Raw genomic sequence first — 18,218 nt, forward strand, 5'->3', positions numbered from 1 at the left:
AAATGGCTGCGATAGACATTCCTGAAGTCCATAAGTTCATTGAAACGATTCCTCCCTTTTCGAGCTTAAGTTTGCCTGAGCGCAAGCAATTACTGACGGGCGTCTCTATGCTGTACGTGCGGCAGGGGCAAACCTTGACCTTAAAAGATGAAGCAGCCACCGTGCATTTGATTCGTCGTGGCGCGTGTGAGATTCGCACTCCCAAAGGCGGGCTGGTGGATCAAATTGCCGACGGCGAATGCTTTGGTGTGTCCAGTGTCATGGCGCAAAATCCAGACGGCTTACAAGTGGTCGCCATGGAAGACAGCTTGGTGTATCGCTTTGAAAAAACGCGCTTTATGGAAACGCTGGAAAAGAGCGAAGCCTTCGGATTGTTCTTTGAACACACACAGCACAATCGCTTACGTAAATTATCCCGCAGCCAAAGTAACGAATTAGCCTCTCCAGCTTTGCAATTATCGACACCTGTTTCACACATTATGACGCGACAACTGATTCTTGCGACCCCAGAAGAAAGCGTTCAGACCATTGCTATGCGCATGACCGAAGCACGAGTCAGTTCGATTCTGGTAGTAGAAGACGACAAACTAACTGGCATCGTCACAGATCGAGATTTACGCTCGCGTATTTTGGCTCTCGGTGGCTCGGCGGATTCATTGGTAAAAGACGTGATGACTCGGGATCCAGTAAGTCTGAAACCCGATGCCTTGGTGATGCAGGCACAAACCTTAATGAGTGAAAGTAACATTCACCATTTGCCCATCGTTGATGAACAACAAAGAGCCGTCGGCATGTTAACCGCCGCCGATTTGCTGCGACATCAAGAACTCAGTCCTTTGTTATTGATCAATCAAATTCACCGTCAGCAATCCATCGAAGATTTAGCCCGTGTTTGCAAACAATGGCCGACCTTGATCATGAATCTGATTGTGACCGATATGAAACCCGCCGACGTGGGCAAAGTGTTGGCAACCGTGAGCGATAACCTGACGCGTCGCGTGATTGAGCTGGCGCTAGATAAGTTTGGCCCTGCGCCGATGGCATTTCAGTTTTTAGTGTTTGGTTCGCAAGCACGACGCGATCAATCCTTGGGCAGCGATCAAGATAACGGCCTGATGTTAGAACGCGAACCAACGACTGGAGAAAGCCAGTACTTTGCCGATTTATCCGAGTTCATCTGCCAAGGTTTAGGTCTTTGCGGCATTCGTCTTTGTCCCGGTAACATCATGGCGAGCAATCCTGAATGGCGCAGAACAACCGCTAGCTGGCAACAAGCCTTTTCCACTTGGATCAAAAGCAGTGCGCCGAGCGCCTTACTTCACGCCAGCATCTTTTTCGACATTCGTTGCGTGTATGATTCAGGGAGTAAGCAAGGCGAGGCTGTGAATAATCTAATCAAAGCCATGCAGCTGGAGGTGAGTAAAAATAGCGTGTTTTTGGCGACTTTGACCCGTACCGCGTTGGCAAGCAAGCCACCACTGGGCTTCTTCCGACATTTTGTTTTGGAGTCCTCTGGTGAGCATAAAAACCAGCTTGACCTTAAGCACCAAGGTTTGGCCTTGATCAACGATTTAGCGCGCTTGTATGGCTTGTCATGTAAGACCTATCGAGTTGGCAGCTTAGACAGAATAGAGCAAGCTATTCGCGAAAAGCTCATCAGTGTCGATACTGCACGAAACCTTATGGATGCATGGGATAAATTAAATGGTCTGCGCTTAGAAGCCCAAGGTCGCCATTGGCAGGCAACAGGCAAAGCCAGCGCGTATTTGGACCCAAAAGACTTAAGTCCTTTAGAGCGCAAACACCTGAAAACCACCTTTAGCATTATCAGTGATGTGCAAGACGTGGCACAGCAGCGTTTTTTAAGAGGATACAGCTAGATGTCGTTTGCGTTAATGCAAAAGCTCAGTGCGTGGAATTTGTCTCGGCAATCGGTAAAGCGTGCTTGGTCAGAATGGAATTATCTCGTTTTGGATATCGAGACATCTGGGCTAGATCCAAAACAAGATCACATCGTCAGCTTTGGTTGGGTGTGCATTCATAAAGGTGTGATTGAACTGGATACCGCGCGGCATATTGTGTTGGATAGTGCACAAATTGGTGACAGCGTTGGCATTCACATGATTACCGACTCGGATGTTCAGCAGCAAGGCAAAAAACAAGAAAGCGTACTGCGTTACTTACGGCATCTACTACGCGAACGCGTCTTGGTGATGCATCACGCGCCAATGGAACTGGGCTTTTTAAAACAAGCTTGGCAAAGCGAAGCCTTACCGACATTTTCGGCTAGCTGGCTAGACACGTTAGCGATTGAACGCACCAAAGCCAATCGATCCCAACAACCTATTCAAGACGGCGGCTTTCGCCTTGGCGCTTGCCGAGAACGCTACGGATTACCAGAATACCAAGGACACGACGCACTAACCGACGCCCTAGCCACCACTGAACTACTGCTCGCTCAAATTGCTTATCAGGGCAAAGATTGCCGACTACACGACCTAAACCAAATGGGTGGCGGAAGAGTTAGGTTGACGACGCGGTAGTTGTTTGAATACGTCTTTTCAGCGAAGGCGGGAATCAAGGGCTTATGGTCATCGACAATAATTATGGTTTAGTGGCATTTGTGCTGGTTGTTAACTATGAAGTCTTTTAATATAAATGGCGTTTAGGGAATCTAACTTTTTTAGTGATAGGCTAGGCTTGCGAATTATCTTAATTAGTTTTAAAAGAAATATAGAACATGGTGAATATGTCGTATTAAAGATGTCCAAACACGTATTCGCATTAATAAAATGTTAAGCAGTAAAGGGGGATCATGAAAGAGTATGTAGCAGTAATAGCAGCTATAGTCGCTGGTTTATTCGCGTTTATTTCTGCATTAACAATGTGGAGATTAACACATAAGACAAGTGAAATATCGCGTCAACAGGCAATGGCAGACGCAAAATTCAACGAGAAAAAGACCCTATATGTTAGGGTGCATGAGCTATATGAAAGTGCGATCAAATGCACTAAAAGCTATAAAAACGACAATTTAACAGAGTCGTTTAGTAAGTTGACTGCTGAAATTAATCTTATTGCTTCAGATGAAATTGTTAAACAATGTTTTTACGTGGCTGAATTGTTTCAAGATTGGATATCTCTATATTTCAAAGCCTTTCCAGCACCCCAAAAAATCGGAGATCAGAGCTATATTATGCTTCAATCTCCAGATCCGACGCTTAAGTATAAAAAACCTGAAAAAGAAGCGTATGATAAGTTTTATAGAAGTTACGAAGAGTTGGTTAAATTAATGCGCGCGGAATTAGTATCTGCATAACAATACGTTTAATGCTTATCCGCTTTTTGCTCGAGTCGACTTTGGTGTTGACAGCATAATAGTTTAGGTTCTTTGATCGCATTGTATAAGTAAATGAGGATTTGAGCACATATGGAAAATGAAGAGTTAGAGTGCAGAGCGAAAATTACGCATGAAACTTGCGATGGTATTCAACCAATGCATTTAGTGTTTTATGAGCAATCTATTCATTATTCTGCGGAGCGCTGTTTAAATGCTTTTGCACGATATGATTCCATGATAGATAGTGATGAAGCTTATGAACTTATTAGTGCAGTTCAGGAAGCTATCGGTCATTCAGCGGCATTATCACGATACTTTTGGCCAACTTCGATGGGAAAGAAGAAAGAAATTCCTGAGCAATTAGCTATGAGGCAAAGTCGAGGGCTTAAATTAAAAAAAATCTTTGGTGTTACCGATGACTCTCCTATAGCAAATAGAGACATACGAAATGCTTGGGAGCATTTTGATGAAAAGCTGGATACGTATCTAATATCTAATGATGCGGGGTTGTTCTTTCCTTCCCCTATGATTGCTCACCATGCAATTGCTGATGAACCAACTGGAAAAGTGTTTAAATTAATTGATCCAACTAATGAAGTACTTATATTACTTGATAAGAGATTCTTTTATCGTCCTATCCGTGATGAAGTAGAAAGAATCTTTAAAAAGAGTGTGGTTTAGCTTACTTATAAAAAGTGGTTAAAACTGGAATTTATGCATCAGAAGGGACGAGAATGAAGTTTGAATTTGGAGATTTATATAGATTTATTGTCTCTTTAGGTGTGGTATTAATAACGCTCTCTATTCTGGCGCCTTGGCTATTTTTAAAGGAGCAGTTTGATCTATTTCGACCGGAATCTGAGATAAACTCTCTCTCAGAGGTTGCCAAATTAGTAGTGATCAAAAGGCAATATGCTGTTTCGTTCATTGTAGGTTTTATTCCGTGGTTTTCTTCTATCGGTTCTATAATTGGACTGATATTTATTTTCTTTGGTTTGAAAAAATGGCGTAAAAACCAACTTCATCTTGATGAGCAAACAAGTCTAGATGTGCAAATAAAAAAGCAATCGCTTCGTGATGCAACAAAAGATGAAATCGAAGAAAAAGAAATGTCAGAGTTTGCGAGCCTTCAGGTTATTGAAGCTGGAAAATTTGATTCAAACATTGCAAATTCATTTAGGGTGGAATACTCCGAAGTTGAAGAGCTTGTTTATTCTAAGTTATCAGAAGCATATATGCATAAATTCGATGTTAGCCACAACAAAATGGTCGCAAATATTGAATTGGATATTTTGCTTCGTGGTAAAAATATGTTTACCAAAGACTACATTATTGAGATTAAATATATAAGAAAAGGATTTAACTTTGGCTGGCTTCGCGAAGTATATCTGAAGAATATTTATGCAAAGAGTGTATATTCTCAAGTCACAAGCAGATTGCCTAATACGCTCCTGCTCATTGTTATAGATTCAGAAGCCTACAATGCAGAAAAATATCAAGGTTTAATCAATCGGCTTAGAGAAGGACACGAAGGTCGGAAAGGTAAAGACGTGGTTTATATTCTTACAAAGAAAGAGCTTATAGGTCTTGATAAGCTAGCTCTTCAAGAAAGGCTTCCAATACACTACTAAACCCCTTTAGTAACCCTTCACCACTAACTCCTAGAAGGAATCGGCGATAATCCCCAATCTTCTTCTTTTGGTTCGGTCGCTAAAACTCTTGGGTTTTCCGACCAATGTATTAGGCTCATTTCCCCTGCGGGAGATTCTGTTAATGCCGTGCAGTGTTCAACCCAATCGCCATCGTTACAATAAAGAATATCGTCTTTGATTCGGAAAGAAGCAAAGTGAATGTGGCCGCAAATGTAGCCATCAACTTTTTGATTCTTGGCGGATTTTAATGCGGCGGTTTCAAAGCGTTCGATAAACTCTTTTGCCTTGCTGATGTGGCTTTTTAAGTAGCCTGCCAATGACCAGTAGGGCAAGCCAACAAGGCGTCTGACGCCGTTGATCCATTGATTCAGTGACAACATGAGTCCGTGGGCTTTGTCGCCAATGGCAAGCATGAGTGGGCTGATTTTCACCATTTGATCGAATTCATCACCGTGACTGACATGGAAGGTGCGGCCGTTGGCTGTTTTGTGGCGAGCGTTGAGTTTTATTTCAATCCCAGAAAGCGTCTGGCCAGTAAATTGGCGAAAAAATGCATCGTGATTGCCTGGAATATAAATGACCTTAGTACCAGATTTTGCCATAGCGAGAATGCGTTCGACCACTTGATGATGAGCATCGACGAAATAGGCGCGATGACGCATTTCTTGTATGTCGATAATGTCTCCGACTAAATACAAGGTATCGGTTTTGATGCTTTGCAAAAAATCCAATAAGTGCAGCGCTTGGCAGGCCTTGGTGCCTAGATGAACGTCGGAAATAAATACGGATCGAAATGTGGTCTGCATAAGCGCCTCCTCTAAGGTCTATCTCAAAGATAAGGTGCTTATGTGACAAACTTGTGAGGACTTTATGACAGTTAGATCACAATCAACTTTGCTTCGTGACGTCGTGAAAAGGCCTAGATTTGGCTTCGCGAAAAAGTCTCTTTTAGCACGTTGTGTCTGCTGCATGGGTGGCTAAATAAGGTTGCAGATAAATATGATTTCCGCCTTGTTGCTTAGCTGATTTTTTGGCTTGCGCCGCGAGTTCTGCTACTTGGTGATGGTTGGTGCACTGCCTTGGGTTAGGGTGAACCACGCCAATAGCGAGGCTGAGAATAGGGTGGAACATGGTGTCGCCGTGACGGTTTTTCGTCCATACGCCACCTTCTTGTAAGGTTTCTTCAGGGTAAAATTTTCGAACTTGCTGTGAGAATACTTCTAGGTTTTTTTCACATTGCTGACGCCAATTTTGATCTCCAAAAATCACCACAAAATCATCGCCACCGATATGGCCGATAAAATTATTTTCAGGGTTCACTTGTTCTTTGATTAAGGAGCCGACCAGTTGGATAACTTCATCGCCGATTGAATAGCCGAAGAAATCATTAAAGGGCTTAAAGTCATTTAGGTCGAAATAGGCTACATAAAATTCTTCGTTGGCTAATAAACGGCGGCTGACCTCTCTGTGGATTGGCACGTTGCCGGGTAACAACGTCAGCGGATTAGAGTAAGTGGCGTTTTGGATTTTTAATTCGGTGATGCGTTTTAGTAGATCTCGAAGATGACCTGTGCCGATAAACTTACCTTCTCTAACCACAATGATTTCGTTGTTTAGCGTGTCGGCTTCTTGATTGGTCATCAAGGTGGAAACGCTGGATAAACTGACATTACTTTCAACGATCAGTACATCACTGGTGAGTAAGTTAGTCACGGGTTTGTGTTCGTATAAAGCGCGTCCATAAGGCGTCGAAAAAAGCTCGTGAAGCTGATGGCGGCGCACTACTCCGACAGGTTCATGATCGCTGTTTAGAACAGGAATAGCGACTAGGTCAGGTTGTTTCTTAAAGCATTGAGATGCGTCTTCTAATAAACTGTTTTCTTGCAAACTGGGTGTAGGACGACACAGTGTTTGAACGGTTTCAGAATGATCAACTTGAAATTGCGAGCGTCGTTTTGCTTGTTTTGCCAAGTAAGTGTTGGTCGAAAAAGCCGGATGTTCTGTTGGGCGGCCAAGAAAATAGCCTTGTCCTAGTGTGACGCCAATTTCAATCAGTTGGTCTAGCTCTTGCTGAGTTTCGATACCTTCAGCGATTAGTAAGCAGTTTAGACGTTGTGCAATGGTTAGAATAGAGCGGACAAATTCTCGCTTGATTTCGTCTTTGTCGATTCCTTTGATGAAATGTTTATCGATTTTAACAATATCTGGCTGTAATTCAGACCAAAGTTGTAAGCCTGAATAGCCGACGCCTAGATCATCAATGGCAACCTGAAAGCCCATTTCACGATAATGGTCGACACTGTAACGAGGTAAGCCATTGTGGTCGTAAGGATGTTGTTCGGAAAGTTCGATAACGATGTCTTTTTGGTTTAATCCTAGGTCTTGTAAAATCGCTAACGTCATGCCGGACTGATGATCTGGTGAGGCCAATAAAGAGGCGCTTACGTTTAAAAATAGACGGCCTTTTAGATCAAGTTTGGCGAATTTTGATAGCGCTTTTTCACGGCAAAGTAGTTCTAGTTTGTGAAGTTTGCCTTCTTCTTGAGCTAATGTAAAAAGTGGGTCTGGGGAAAAAAGCGTGGAATTCATAGGGCCGCGAGAAAGTGCTTCGTGACCATAGATTTCACCATTGCTTAAATCATAGATAGGCTGGAAATAAGGTGTAATTAGCCCATTTACTAGGATTTTTTCAAGCAGAGCTTTATTGGAGGATTGGCTCATTATGTTTCAAATACATCTATGTTAAAAAGAATGTAGATAGATATTTTATGTCACATATATGACGCTTTCATGACGGTGGCTAAGTTGATGTTGTTCAATTAAGGAAGAGAGGTTGTAGCAAAGGGAGAAAACCCGTTACCGGATCGATTTCTTATTCTTGCCTTTCGATCATCGGGAACATTGGGTTCTTTAGCGTCTTGGCTGTATTTGCTTTTATGACGGCTGTTGGTATTTTGGCAACAACGGAGATAAACAGATCAAATATAGGTGACGTAAAGTATTGTACTGAAAATATTAGTGCTGTGGTTGAGCTGACGTTTTTACTGTGCGATTCGCTGATAATTTTACAAAGAATGCTTTTACACCAGCAACAGCTTTTGCAGTCAACTGAGCGTAGTATTGGCGACGTAATTCGTAGGCTTTTTCTACATAGTAATCAGCATCAAGGTTACCGAAAGCATCATATTTAAGATCGTTTTTCATGGTTATTCTCCTAAAAAAGTTAAGTCATATCTGACCCTTGTTATTTTAGGTTTTGACCAATCATTCAGCAAACGATCAATTTTCAGCTAATAGGTTAGATAAATTCATCTTATGTTTTTTACCTGATTTTAAGAGCGTAGTAATAGTCCAAAATCTCATATTGAGGGCTGATTACTGAGAACTCTAAACTTCCCAGGCGGAATGCCGGTGGAGCGTTTGAAAAAACGTGAAAAATACCCCGGATCTTTAAAGCCTAGGTCATAGCTAATTTCCTCTACTGAACGCACGGTATAGATAAGGCTGCGCTTTGCTTCTAATAAAACGCGATCATGAATCAAGTCGAGCACGCTTTGGTTAAAGGTGGTTTTACTGAGCCGGTTCAAACGGCTGGGGGATGTACCCAACGCATCGGCGTATTGATGGCTGCTCCAGTGTTCTCGATAGTGTTTCTCGATCAGTTCTTTGAGTTGATGTGCATGACTGTTTTCTGTTTTGTTGGTGACATTACTCTCGCCGTTAATGTGTTGGCGATGAAGCAGCAGCAAAATAGCTTTGATGAGGTATTCGCTCATTAAGGCTCGGCCTTCACGTATAAATGAGGACTCGCTTTCGAGTTGTTGGATTAACGGCCAAAGTTCCGAAAACATATTGCGATGGCCATTAAAGTCGATGTAACAAGCCTGACTAAGTAATGGCTGGATAAACTTGGCGCCTTTTTCTTGGTAGGCATCTTCAAGCAAAGGCTCGGCAATACTGATGACTCGCCCGTCGGTATCCGGTGCAAAGCGAAAGCCATGCACGACGCCAGCAGGGACAATAATCGCCCACGCGCCTTGTAACTTTTGTTGCTGCGCGTCTAGCTGAACTTTTGCTTCACCTGATTTTAAAATCAGAATCTGAAAAAGCTGAGCGTGCCGATGCGGATTGATTTTCCAGCCTAAGTCGCCACTGCGAGATTCTATGTCTTCAATATGGAAAAACTCTGGGTCATTGATCCAGCTGGATTCGCCATAAAGTCCAAAATGAGGGATGTTAGTTTTTTGCATGTCGCTCTTCTTATTTTTATAAGTTACATAAATGTACTTTTTTGGCTGTTTCTTCTTATAAGACTAAAATATACAAATAAACCTATGTTTATAGGTTTTTATAAGTGAAAAAAGCCATAAAGTCATTTTAAATCGTATTTAAACAGTTAATCTTAAAAATCATGAATGATCAAAAAGTACAATTTTTTGATCATAAATTACCTAACGTATTGTCTCTTTATCTTCCATTATGTTGTCACGAGGGAAGGTACGAACAAGTCCTCTTGCCTCAGCATGTGGATAAAAGCCTGTTATTCGAGGCGAGTACCGAATGTAAATAGTGGTTCTATTATCGAGGTGCTCAACAAAGAATACAGGCTTTTAGAGTATGCCCTATGGGTCTTTCAGAGAAAACGCCACATGTCGTTGCGACTCTTTGAAAGGTATCTACATTCCTTCAGAGACGCGCCTTATTTGGCGATTTCTCTGAAAGACTGAGGCTTAGTAGACTTATTCGTACCTTCCCAGCACGTTGATCGCAGAATCAACGTCGAGAAAATAACAATAAATCGGAGAGAAAGATGAAAACACAAGTAGCGATTATTGGCGCAGGTCCATCGGGTCTATTACTGGGCCAACTTTTAGCAAAGCAGGGTATTGATAATGTCATTATCGAACGGGTCTCTGGGGAATATATTCTAGGTCGAATTCGTGCAGGCGTACTTGAACAAGGTATGACGGATTTGCTGCGTGAAGCCGGCGTTGGTGAGCGCATGGATCGTGAAGGCCAAGTGCATCACGGTGTTGAGTTAGCGTTTAACAACAAGCGTGTGCAGATTGAATTAGAAAAGCTCACTGGCGGCAGTACCGTGATGGTGTATGGTCAAACAGAAGTGACCCGTGATTTGATGGAAGCTCGCGCAGATGCGGGTTTAACGACTTACTACGAATCTAGCAATGTGGTTTTGCATGATGTGAAAACCGATTCCCCTTATGTCACCTTCGAGCAGAATGGTGAGCAACACAGATTAGATTGCGATTATATCGCTGGCTGTGATGGCTTTCATGGTGTGTCACGTCAAACTATTCCAGAGTCTTCCCGTAAAGAATTCGAACGAGTCTATCCGTTTGGCTGGTTGGGTGTTTTGTCTGATACACCTCCAGTTAACGACGAATTAATTTATTGTAAAACTGACCGTGGTTTTGCTATGACCAGCATGCGTTCTGCGACTCGCTCACGTTATTACCTTCAGGTTCCTCTGACTGACAAGGTAGAAGACTGGAGCGATGATGATTTTTGGACAGAATTAAAACGCCGTCTGCCAGACGATGTCGCTGCGAAATTAGTGACTGGGCCAAGTATTGAAAAGAGTATTGCGCCATTGCGTTCGTTTGTCTGCGAGCCGATGCAATACGGTAACTTGTTCCTAGTCGGTGATGCGGCTCATATTGTACCGCCAACCGGCGCGAAGGGTTTGAACCTAGCAGCGTCTGATGTGGCGACTTTGTATAAAGTGATGACGCGTGTTTATAAAGAAGGCGACAAAGAATGCATCTCGCAGTATTCCGATATTTGTTTGCGCCGTGTTTGGCACGGGGAACGTTTTTCATGGTGGATGACCAGCATGTTACATGACTTTAGTCAGGGCGATGAACATGATAATGACACAGCGACTCATGACAAATTCATGAGTTCTGAATTGAGTTTTTACACGGATAATGAAGAAGGGCGTCGTATTATTGCGATGCAGTATGTTGGTTTGCCTTATGAAGATCTGGTTTAAGTGATAAAAGCTGTTTTGTAGCAAAAAAATAGCGGCACTGTAATATTCATTACGGCCGCTATTTTTTTGTTTTAAAAGTGCTTGCTTGGCTTGTTTAGCCGCAACACTTTTTGTATTTCTTATTACTGCCACACGAACATGGGTCGTTACGTTGTGGAGTTTTTTCAACAATTTGAGTAACCGGCTTATTGAGTAGGACGTCGAGAGGCGTAATATCCTCAGGCATCTCACTGTCGATGCTAATGTTTGCAAATAAATCGTTAGCCATCAATATGGTGTTTATTTCACGCTCACGCTCTGTACTTTGCACTTGCAAAATCAGCGGGTTTTCCTCGCTACCAGATTTCACTTTAGGCTTAGGCTGATAATTGCCTAGGTTATGCTTACCCATGATATCGGGTCTACCACGATAAAAGAATTTTGACACTGGTGTTCCTAATGAAGTGTAAAACCACTCACGGCGAGTGGCTCAATGCAGCGCAGTTTAACAGAATTTAGAATGCTTAGCGCGAATCTTTCATGTCTCTTAAACGTCTTAATCCAAACGTGTAAGCCAAGTAAACATGGCTTCAACGGCTTGGTTTGACCAATTTTTTGAGGCTTGTTCTTGCGCCGTGTTAAGATTCTTGGCAATGCCTCTGGCACTCACAGTCCAAGATGCAAGGCGAGAACCTGTCGGGTCTATAAGTTCTAATGTACCGTCTTCAAATACATAAAAACGTCCATCTTGCTCTTCATGGTGTTGGATTGTTCGGCTGTTCAGCTTGAACAGAGAGCCAGCTTTTGGGGTGAGGCCAAAACGTGATAAAGCACTTGCAAGCGTATCGGCTTGTTCGGTTGATGACACATCAAAGCCATAACTGCTCAGCGCTAGATTAAGGCGTTGTTCTATGTCTTGAATCTCAGAGTCGGCTTTGCCAACAGCTGTGCTTGCTGTTGAATACAAATTGAGCTCATCTTCGTAAGATTTGCGTTGGGCAAAATACGGAATAAGCTGCATATAAGTTTGCCAGTCTTGCGGTGCAGGATATTTGTCTTCAGTTTTCGTCAATAAAGCCGCTTGTTTGCGGATCATGTCGTCAGTGTCGCTAATAGCGATCTTTAGTTTGGCGGTAATGCGGCTGCGATCAATTGATTGCAGCGCATAGACGTAGTTTGTGCCTGCGAAACGTTGCTCATTGATGGCTTGTTCAAGTTCAATGGGCGAGGTTGTGACTTGTGTGTAAGCGGTTTGTGTTTTTGAAACTTGCTCTTTGCCTTGCCCAGATCGTACTTGAGTGTCTTGCGTATTGACCTGACTTACTTGAGTTCGAAGCTGTTGTGCGATTTGAGCATTGCCGTTTTGTTCTGCTTGAGTGAACGCTAAGGCAATGTTTTCAATACGCGCTGCGCTACCGACACCATACAAGTGTGAACTGGCTTGCGGTGGAGCCAATACCCAATCTGGTATTGGCTCTTGTGTATCACTGGATTTGTTATTCAAACCAAGACAGCCAGTTAGGCTGAGTACAAGGCTTGTCATCATTATCCAGTTAAGTGGTGCTGGCAAAGCAGAGAGTTTCATGGTTAGAAGAAGCCTTTGTCAGCCAATTTTTTGATTTTCTTCTGACCGTTCCACACTTCGCGGTTAGTCGTCATATCAATCAATTTAAGGTCAACTTGGTAGAAGCTTACGCGCTGATCACCGTTAGAATCGACGATAGAGTTAATAGAGCCAGATAGGGCAAAACCAGCGCCTTGCTCTAGGCCAAATTTAGCAACCGTATCGGGTGCTGCATTCAATTCTTGCTCTTCACGTTCGTTACGAACTTCGTCTCGTTCAGCGCCAGACACTACAAAGTCGACTTTACCGGCACGTAATAAGCTGCGTTTGATGTCGTTAATGAAGGTATCAACCGGAATATGTTCAGAGGTTTTATTACGGATGGTCTGAACAATAACCGTAGGATTGCCTTTGTTACTGAAATTGTAATCACGGAACCATGGGAAGGTCAGCATGTCGCCCATCATTTCTTCTGCGACAAGGCGAGAGTCAGTATCATTCCAACGATCGGACAATGCGACCTCTTCATTCGTGTCGAGGCGTTTAACGCTACCAGAACACGCTGTTAATAAGACAGCCATGAATAGGGCGAAAAGACCTTTCCATGAACGGGATATCAAATGAGACTGTTTCACTGTATCAATGCGCATAATATTTTCCTTAGTCCGATTAGCCTGATGCCAAGCCGTTAGTGTAATCAATTTAATAGGGGTTGCGTAGATTCCAAAGTTTAATTTTATTGGCGTCCAGATTGACCTTACCAAGAGAGAACGCTTTGCCATTAACCTTGTAATCTGGCGTGTATTCTCCTGGAGGTAAAGGTTCACGAGTAAGCCTCACTTGCGCTGGCAAGGTAAGCCAATTACGAGTGTCTGCAGCAGATGACGCAAATACTGCGACTTGCCCAATCAGGTTTAAAAGCAGCGCGGCGTTTTTATCTTCTACATTTGATGCCACCTGATACGCTAACCAGCTGCGTAATAGTTCTCTTACTAAGCCTTCATAGATGTCTCTTTGTGCTTGTGCAAGTTGCTCTTGAAAGGCAATGTCAGCGAGAGAGGTCATGCGAATGCTGTTATTAAAAGGCGCTATCGCTGATGTGTTTGCCTGCAAGGTTGGCTGATGTTGATCCAATGTGAAACGGCCATAATAAGGCACCGTAACGCGGATCGTTTGTTCGGTGAGTAATTTGTCTACCTTGGTAGAGCTAAGTTGCTGCCAAACAGGTCGTCCGAGAATCACACGTTTAGTGAAGATGCCAGAAAAAGTCCCCCAGGCGCCGCCAGCTTTGTAGTTGGCGATTAGGTTAAGCGGATTGATGTCGGCATAAACCATGGTAAACCAACGGAATGAATCATTAGCATCCATCGTTCCACCGCTATGAAGTGGTTCTAATACCAAAGAGTAAGCGCGCGGATCTGCATACAATAATAAGGTCATTTCGCTTTTATCAGGGATAAAACCTTGGTGCTCTAGGACGACCAGCTCGGCATCGCCTTTATGATATTGTTTGAGCGTTTTTTGCATATCGGCAGACAGCTTTGCTGTAATTTTTTGATCTATTTCACTCTGGCTAAAACCGCCTTTTTGCATCATGCGTATAGCATCTAACCAAGCGCGTTCCGCAGTAGTGCTTGGTAAAGCATATTGTTTCGCATAACCGTCTTCATACAAATTGGCGGCTTTTTCATAACTGATACGGGCATCATCGAATTCGCCATCGATCTCGTACTGTAGGCCTGCCATATAGCGAGCCCAGGCGTCATCACGATAAAGGAATTTGTCTGTGTCGCGGCCGCCAGTATAGAAATCCCCTAGCCAACTTAATGCTTTCATATAAAAGGCTTGGTTTTCTTTGGCGTCTAGATCTTGATAACTAGGATTTTGCGCGCGGATTTCGTTGAGTTTAATGTCTATCCGGCGTACTTCAACTAAAGCGGCGTCACTCAGTTGACGCTTTTTCGAAATATTCTTTTCTTGCTCAGCAAGAGCGAGGTAGTTCAGAGATTTTAGATAACTGATGTAAACGCGTTCCATACCGCTGCCGCGATAGTCGCTTTGTCTCGGATTGCTTAATAAAGCCCAAGAACGATTGGAGAAGTTTTCAGCGAAAAATGTATCACTTAATTTTTCAGCCTGTTCTAGCAATTCGTTACTGCGCTCAAAGTTCCCTTGGTTTTGGGCGAGAGCACCGATTTCCATATAATAGAGTAGTTGGTCTTGAGAGTTGTTTAATACACCTTCAAGCTTGCCTTCAGCGTCTTGCCATTCCCCTTTTTTTGCTAAGCTTAGGCCTTCATTGATATCTTGTTGATATGTTGCACAGCCAGCTAAAAAACACACGCTCATCCAAACTAATAGCCACTTCACGTTACATTCCTTTATCTAGAAACTGATTGGCAAACAGCAGGGCAAAAAGAGCAAAGCAACCGAGGTAAAGGATTAACCAGCGGGCTTTAAGGCAATTCGGACAAGGTTTCTTTTTCTTCTTCATCACAGCTTCCATATTGACTGGCGATATTAAGAGGCGCTAACCCAGCTATTATGCAATAAAAAAGGAAGCGCGTAGCCTCCTTTTTTATAACTCTTAATCGTTTTTATTACTCGGTGTTTTTTACTGAGTTGTTTCAGCTTGCTGCTTTTGTAGGCTTTCCATATAAAGCGCATCAAAATTGATTGGTGCAAGCATGATCGCTGGGAAACTGCCTTTTACCACAATCGCATCGATGTTTTCACGAGCGTATGGGAACAAGGTAGCAGGGCAGAAAGCACCCAAAGCGTGGTGCAATTGCTGATCGTCAAGACCAGAAATAACAAATAGACCGCCTTGTTGAACTTGAACTAAATAGCCAGTTTCTGTGCCATTTTTTACAGTAACGGTAATTTCCAATACAACTTCATAAACGCTTTCGCCAACTTGACGGCTCTTAGTGTTTAGCTCTAAGCCCACTTCTGGTTTCCATTCTTCTTGGAAAATCATTGGCGAACGAGGAGATTCAAAAGAAATGTCTTTTAAAAACACGCGCTGCATGGAAAGTTGTGGCGTCTGTGCTTCTTCTGTTTGTGTTTCTGGTGTTTCAGCTATATCGGACATCTTAGTTCCTTTTTTTAATAATTTAGATAAAGCGATGAGTACGTCGCTCATTTATACCGTGCAGTTATTGGGCAACTTACTTTTATGCAAGTAAAGCGTCCAATTTTTGTTCGCGTTCAAGGGCATAAAGATCATCGCACCCACCAACATGCAGTTCACCAATCCAAATCTGTGGAACGGTGTGGCGGCCACTTTTCTCCATCATTTCTTGTCGTAATTCACGTTCTCCGTCCACACGGATTTCATTAAAGGCAACATTTTTTGCCGTTAACAATTGCTTTGCTCTAACGCAAAATGGACAGTAATCGCTCGAATAGATAGTGACGGTAGCCATAATTTTTTCTCTTATCCTTTAACCAGTGGCAGGTTAGATGATTGCCATTCTGCAATGCCACCTTGAAGTTTGTAAACTTTGCCAAAACCCGCTTTTTTCAGGTCTTTCGCGCTTGCACCAGACGTTACACCAGATTTGCAAACTATGATGATTGGGGCGTCTTTATGTTTCTCAAGGCGATTCATGTTGTCTTTCATCTTAGTCGCAGGAATATTTAGCGCGCCGGTGATGTGGCCTGTGCTGAATTCTTTCTCTGGACGAATATCGACGACAACTGCGTCTTCGCTGTTCATTAGGTTAGTCGCAGCAGAAGGTGAAAGCCCTTTTGCCCCGCCTTGGCTTTCAACAAAAAGTAGTGTGGCAAGAATCGCGAAAAAGACAGCGACCATTTCCCAGTGGTTGATAGAAAATTCAATAAGTTGGTTCATCATAATCGTAAGGCTCATATTTAAACTGCCAGCATTATACACGGACAGCCGAATCGGTACATACTACAAGCGCTAGGTGACAAAGATATGATGAGATAAATTTTAAAAAAAGGATTTAGTTTATTTTGTCATTAATCTGTACAGCTCTTTTAACAGTGTGACAAACTTTTCCCTCTCCATTTTGTCGATATTTTCTAGGATTTGATTACTTATATTGGTTTCAATGTCGCAAGCTTGGGTTAGCTTGTTAAGTCCTGTTTCACTTAGGTTCAAGGCCGTTTGATTGAGTTTTGCCAGTTTGGTTCTGGTGATTAAATCTGAGTCATTCATGGCTGTTGCTAATGCCATTGCAGAGGCTCGGTTGATCTTCAATTTGCGTCCAAGTTCACTTTGGGTAATGCCGGCAAACTGTTCAATTAAGGCGAGAGCCGTAACCCAAGATGGCTTGAGGCCAATATCACTGAGTGCTTGGCTGTATAGTTGATAGTAAGCTGATCCGGTGACGCTTAACCAAACCCCTGGCCTGTCAGAGAACTTATCTATCAAATGAACATCAGCTACCTGCGCGACTAATTGGTTCTTTTCTTTTTTCATAAATGCCTCTTGGAATGTTTTTATTCTAGGTGTATGTTAGCCATACACTAAGTGTAATTCTGCTCAATTGTACATGAAGCGCTTCCTATAATAATTAAAATTGGAGAAGGTTATGTTTTTAAAAAACTCTTGGTATGTCTTTGGCTGGAGCGATGAGCTTAAAGAAAATGAAAAGCTTGTTGGCCGCGTTATTATTGAGATGCCCGTTGTGGTTTGGAGAAATCCACAAGGGCGATTGATGGCGGCGGAAGACCGCTGTCCTCATCGTCATGCCCCATTGTCTTTTGGGAGAGTCGAAGGTGACAACATTCGTTGTATGTACCATGGCATGGCATTTAATAAAAACGGCGAGTGTGTGGATGTCCCCATGGTGGATAAGCCACCTAAATGCTCTATTCGTATGTTTCCTGTAATAGAAAAGAATGACTGGATTTGGGTCTGGATGGGCGACCCTAAATTGGCCGATGAAGCTTTTATCCCGGATGCATGGGGAGTCAATGATCCTAATAAAGCGATGCGTTACAACAGCATTGAATATGATGCCCATTACCAGTTAGTGCATGACAATTTATGCGATTTGTCACACGTTGATTTTGTCCATGAAAAAACATTGCGCCCAGCAACAGGTGCGTATTGGGCAGAAACCTTGCCTGTTGTGGCGCCACAAAGTAGAGCGGTAAGGTTTGAGCGCTGGTTTGAAAACGCGCAGATGCCGAGCGATGCGAGTGTCAAAGTGGATACTTGGTCGACCTACGAGTTTGTTGTACCGGGCATTTTTATTTTATACGGCGCTCGATTCCCCGCCGGCACAGCAAAAAAATGCGATTACAAAGCGCCTAGCAAAGACATTAAACCCATCTTCGAAAACATCGAACAACAGGCTGTAACGCCTATATCGGCTACAAAAACGGCATATCATTATGCGACAGGGCTAATTTTCCCAGCGAAAGACGTGACCAAAGAAATCGAAGCTCGCATGGACGTGGTGATGAAAACCTTTGAAGAAGACCGTCAAATTATCGAAGCTCAGCAGAAAATTTGGCATTTAACGGATCCTTCGATTAAGAAGCAATTCTTACCACAAGATCAAGGACCTTCGATTATGAGAAGGTTGATGGATCGTCTTATGAAAGAAGAATGAGATTAAAGACAGATCAAAGCCCACTTTTTTGGATGACTATTTTTGAATAAAAAAAGTGGGCAAGCTCCAAACACGGTTC

The 18,218-nt window shown here is 42.9% G+C and carries 20 protein-coding genes; 7 read left to right on the forward strand and 13 right to left on the reverse strand.

The window, feature by feature from the left end; all coding sequences use genetic code 11:
• Nucleotides 1-2 precede the first annotated feature (2 nt).
• From ACO05V_RS06200 to ACO05V_RS06220, 5 genes are all read left to right on the forward strand, one after another.
• Nucleotides 3-1,880 (forward strand): DUF294 nucleotidyltransferase-like domain-containing protein, encoded by a 1,878-nt coding sequence (locus tag ACO05V_RS06200; RefSeq protein WP_421848562.1) that lies wholly within the window; start codon nt 3-5, stop codon nt 1,878-1,880.
• Nucleotides 1,881-2,543 carry a 3'-5' exonuclease gene (locus tag ACO05V_RS06205; protein WP_421848564.1) on the forward strand — a complete coding sequence of 221 codons (663 nt, stop codon included), beginning with the start codon at nt 1,881-1,883 and terminating at the stop codon, nt 2,541-2,543. It begins immediately after the preceding gene.
• A gap of 272 nt (nt 2,544-2,815) precedes the next feature.
• Nucleotides 2,816-3,319 carry a hypothetical protein gene (locus ACO05V_RS06210; RefSeq protein ID WP_421848566.1) on the forward strand — a complete coding sequence of 168 codons (504 nt, stop codon included), beginning with the start codon at nt 2,816-2,818 and terminating at the stop codon, nt 3,317-3,319.
• 111 nt (nt 3,320-3,430) lie between these two features.
• Entirely contained in the window at nt 3,431-4,021 is a 591-nt protein-coding gene (locus ACO05V_RS06215) for a hypothetical protein (protein WP_421848568.1), read from the forward strand.
• 53 nt (nt 4,022-4,074) lie between these two features.
• Nucleotides 4,075-4,971 (forward strand): hypothetical protein, encoded by an 897-nt coding sequence (locus tag ACO05V_RS06220; protein WP_421848570.1) that lies wholly within the window; start codon nt 4,075-4,077, stop codon nt 4,969-4,971.
• Nucleotides 4,972-4,994: 23 nt separating this feature from the next.
• Here ACO05V_RS06220 and ACO05V_RS06225 read toward each other — a convergent pair whose 3' ends face one another.
• The 4 genes from ACO05V_RS06225 to ACO05V_RS06240 form a co-directional block, all read right to left on the reverse strand.
• A complete protein-coding gene (locus tag ACO05V_RS06225) occupies nt 4,995-5,798 on the reverse strand; it encodes a UDP-2,3-diacylglucosamine diphosphatase (RefSeq protein ID WP_421848572.1) in 804 nt (267 codons plus the stop codon).
• A 142-nt stretch (nt 5,799-5,940) separates the two neighbouring features.
• Nucleotides 5,941-7,713, reverse strand: a complete 1,773-nt coding sequence (locus ACO05V_RS06230; RefSeq protein ID WP_421848574.1) for a GGDEF domain-containing protein — start codon at nt 7,711-7,713, stop codon at nt 5,941-5,943.
• A 294-nt stretch (nt 7,714-8,007) separates the two neighbouring features.
• The gene (locus ACO05V_RS06235; protein WP_421848576.1) at nt 8,008-8,196 is read right to left on the reverse strand and encodes an RSP_7527 family protein; all 189 of its coding nucleotides are present in this window, start codon (nt 8,194-8,196) and stop codon (nt 8,008-8,010) included.
• Between the two features lie 155 nt (nt 8,197-8,351).
• Nucleotides 8,352-9,242, reverse strand: coding sequence for a helix-turn-helix domain-containing protein (locus tag ACO05V_RS06240; protein ID WP_421848578.1), 891 nt, complete (start codon nt 9,240-9,242; stop codon nt 8,352-8,354).
• A 560-nt stretch (nt 9,243-9,802) separates the two neighbouring features.
• Here ACO05V_RS06240 and pobA point away from each other — a divergent pair.
• Nucleotides 9,803-11,005 carry a 4-hydroxybenzoate 3-monooxygenase gene (gene pobA / locus ACO05V_RS06245; protein WP_421848580.1) on the forward strand — a complete coding sequence of 401 codons (1,203 nt, stop codon included), beginning with the start codon at nt 9,803-9,805 and terminating at the stop codon, nt 11,003-11,005.
• A 94-nt stretch (nt 11,006-11,099) separates the two neighbouring features.
• Here the strand turns inward: pobA and ACO05V_RS06250 are convergent, their stop codons facing one another.
• The 9 genes from ACO05V_RS06250 to ACO05V_RS06290 all read right to left on the reverse strand — a co-directional run bounded on the left by ACO05V_RS06250 (nt 11,100) and on the right by ACO05V_RS06290 (nt 16,998).
• Complete coding sequence (locus tag ACO05V_RS06250; protein WP_421848582.1) at nt 11,100-11,432, reverse strand: PBPRA1643 family SWIM/SEC-C metal-binding motif protein; 333 nt, start codon at nt 11,430-11,432, stop codon at nt 11,100-11,102.
• A gap of 108 nt (nt 11,433-11,540) precedes the next feature.
• Nucleotides 11,541-12,569: an LPP20 family lipoprotein gene (locus ACO05V_RS06255; protein WP_421848584.1), complete on the reverse strand. Its 1,029-nt coding sequence runs from the start codon at nt 12,567-12,569 to the stop codon at nt 11,541-11,543.
• Between the two features lie 2 nt (nt 12,570-12,571).
• A complete protein-coding gene (locus tag ACO05V_RS06260; RefSeq protein WP_421848586.1) occupies nt 12,572-13,198 on the reverse strand; it encodes a penicillin-binding protein activator LpoB in 627 nt (208 codons plus the stop codon).
• Between the two features lie 52 nt (nt 13,199-13,250).
• Nucleotides 13,251-14,918, reverse strand: coding sequence for a hypothetical protein (locus ACO05V_RS06265; protein WP_421848588.1), 1,668 nt, complete (start codon nt 14,916-14,918; stop codon nt 13,251-13,253).
• A gap of 1 nt (nt 14,919) precedes the next feature.
• Entirely contained in the window at nt 14,920-15,042 is a 123-nt protein-coding gene (locus tag ACO05V_RS06270) for a hypothetical protein (RefSeq protein WP_421848590.1), read from the reverse strand.
• 120 nt (nt 15,043-15,162) lie between these two features.
• The gene (secB, locus tag ACO05V_RS06275; RefSeq protein ID WP_421848592.1) at nt 15,163-15,642 is read right to left on the reverse strand and encodes a protein-export chaperone SecB; all 480 of its coding nucleotides are present in this window, start codon (nt 15,640-15,642) and stop codon (nt 15,163-15,165) included.
• An 82-nt stretch (nt 15,643-15,724) separates the two neighbouring features.
• Nucleotides 15,725-15,976, reverse strand: coding sequence for a glutaredoxin 3 (gene grxC, locus ACO05V_RS06280; RefSeq protein ID WP_421848594.1), 252 nt, complete (start codon nt 15,974-15,976; stop codon nt 15,725-15,727).
• Between the two features lie 11 nt (nt 15,977-15,987).
• On the reverse strand, nt 15,988-16,422 hold the full coding sequence (locus ACO05V_RS06285; RefSeq protein ID WP_421848596.1) for a rhodanese-like domain-containing protein: 435 nt from the start codon (nt 16,420-16,422) through the stop codon (nt 15,988-15,990).
• Between the two features lie 102 nt (nt 16,423-16,524).
• The gene (locus tag ACO05V_RS06290) at nt 16,525-16,998 is read right to left on the reverse strand and encodes a MarR family winged helix-turn-helix transcriptional regulator (protein WP_421848598.1); all 474 of its coding nucleotides are present in this window, start codon (nt 16,996-16,998) and stop codon (nt 16,525-16,527) included.
• A 112-nt stretch (nt 16,999-17,110) separates the two neighbouring features.
• Between ACO05V_RS06290 and ACO05V_RS06295 the strand changes: the two genes are divergently transcribed.
• A complete protein-coding gene (locus tag ACO05V_RS06295) occupies nt 17,111-18,139 on the forward strand; it encodes a Rieske 2Fe-2S domain-containing protein (protein ID WP_421848600.1) in 1,029 nt (342 codons plus the stop codon).
• Nucleotides 18,140-18,218: the final 79 nt, after the last annotated feature.

The organism is Marinomonas sp., assembly GCF_965225885.1.
Classification (GTDB): domain Bacteria; phylum Pseudomonadota; class Gammaproteobacteria; order Pseudomonadales; family Marinomonadaceae; genus Marinomonas.

Excerpts from the sequence above, each read along its gene's own strand:
- ACO05V_RS06200 (WP_421848562.1), top strand. The coding sequence starts at position 3 with ATGGCTGCGATAGACATTCCTGAAGTCCATAAGTTCATTGAAACGATT.
- ACO05V_RS06205 (WP_421848564.1), top strand. The coding sequence starts at position 1,881 with ATGTCGTTTGCGTTAATGCAAAAGCTCAGTGCGTGGAATTTGTCTCGG.
- ACO05V_RS06210 (WP_421848566.1), top strand. The coding sequence starts at position 2,816 with ATGAAAGAGTATGTAGCAGTAATAGCAGCTATAGTCGCTGGTTTATTC.
- ACO05V_RS06215 (WP_421848568.1), top strand. The coding sequence starts at position 3,431 with ATGGAAAATGAAGAGTTAGAGTGCAGAGCGAAAATTACGCATGAAACT.
- ACO05V_RS06220 (WP_421848570.1), top strand. The coding sequence starts at position 4,075 with ATGAAGTTTGAATTTGGAGATTTATATAGATTTATTGTCTCTTTAGGT.
- ACO05V_RS06225 (WP_421848572.1), bottom strand. The coding sequence starts at position 5,798 with ATGCAGACCACATTTCGATCCGTATTTATTTCCGACGTTCATCTAGGC.
- ACO05V_RS06230 (WP_421848574.1), bottom strand. The coding sequence starts at position 7,713 with ATGAGCCAATCCTCCAATAAAGCTCTGCTTGAAAAAATCCTAGTAAAT.
- ACO05V_RS06235 (WP_421848576.1), bottom strand. The coding sequence starts at position 8,196 with ATGAAAAACGATCTTAAATATGATGCTTTCGGTAACCTTGATGCTGAT.
- ACO05V_RS06240 (WP_421848578.1), bottom strand. The coding sequence starts at position 9,242 with ATGCAAAAAACTAACATCCCTCATTTTGGACTTTATGGCGAATCCAGC.
- pobA (WP_421848580.1), top strand. The coding sequence starts at position 9,803 with ATGAAAACACAAGTAGCGATTATTGGCGCAGGTCCATCGGGTCTATTA.
- ACO05V_RS06255 (WP_421848584.1), bottom strand. The coding sequence starts at position 12,569 with ATGAAACTCTCTGCTTTGCCAGCACCACTTAACTGGATAATGATGACA.
- ACO05V_RS06260 (WP_421848586.1), bottom strand. The coding sequence starts at position 13,198 with ATGCGCATTGATACAGTGAAACAGTCTCATTTGATATCCCGTTCATGG.
- ACO05V_RS06270 (WP_421848590.1), bottom strand. The coding sequence starts at position 15,042 with ATGAAGAAGAAAAAGAAACCTTGTCCGAATTGCCTTAAAGCCCGCTGG.
- secB (WP_421848592.1), bottom strand. The coding sequence starts at position 15,642 with ATGTCCGATATAGCTGAAACACCAGAAACACAAACAGAAGAAGCACAG.
- grxC (WP_421848594.1), bottom strand. The coding sequence starts at position 15,976 with ATGGCTACCGTCACTATCTATTCGAGCGATTACTGTCCATTTTGCGTT.
- ACO05V_RS06285 (WP_421848596.1), bottom strand. The coding sequence starts at position 16,422 with ATGAGCCTTACGATTATGATGAACCAACTTATTGAATTTTCTATCAAC.
- ACO05V_RS06290 (WP_421848598.1), bottom strand. The coding sequence starts at position 16,998 with ATGAAAAAAGAAAAGAACCAATTAGTCGCGCAGGTAGCTGATGTTCAT.
- ACO05V_RS06295 (WP_421848600.1), top strand. The coding sequence starts at position 17,111 with ATGTTTTTAAAAAACTCTTGGTATGTCTTTGGCTGGAGCGATGAGCTT.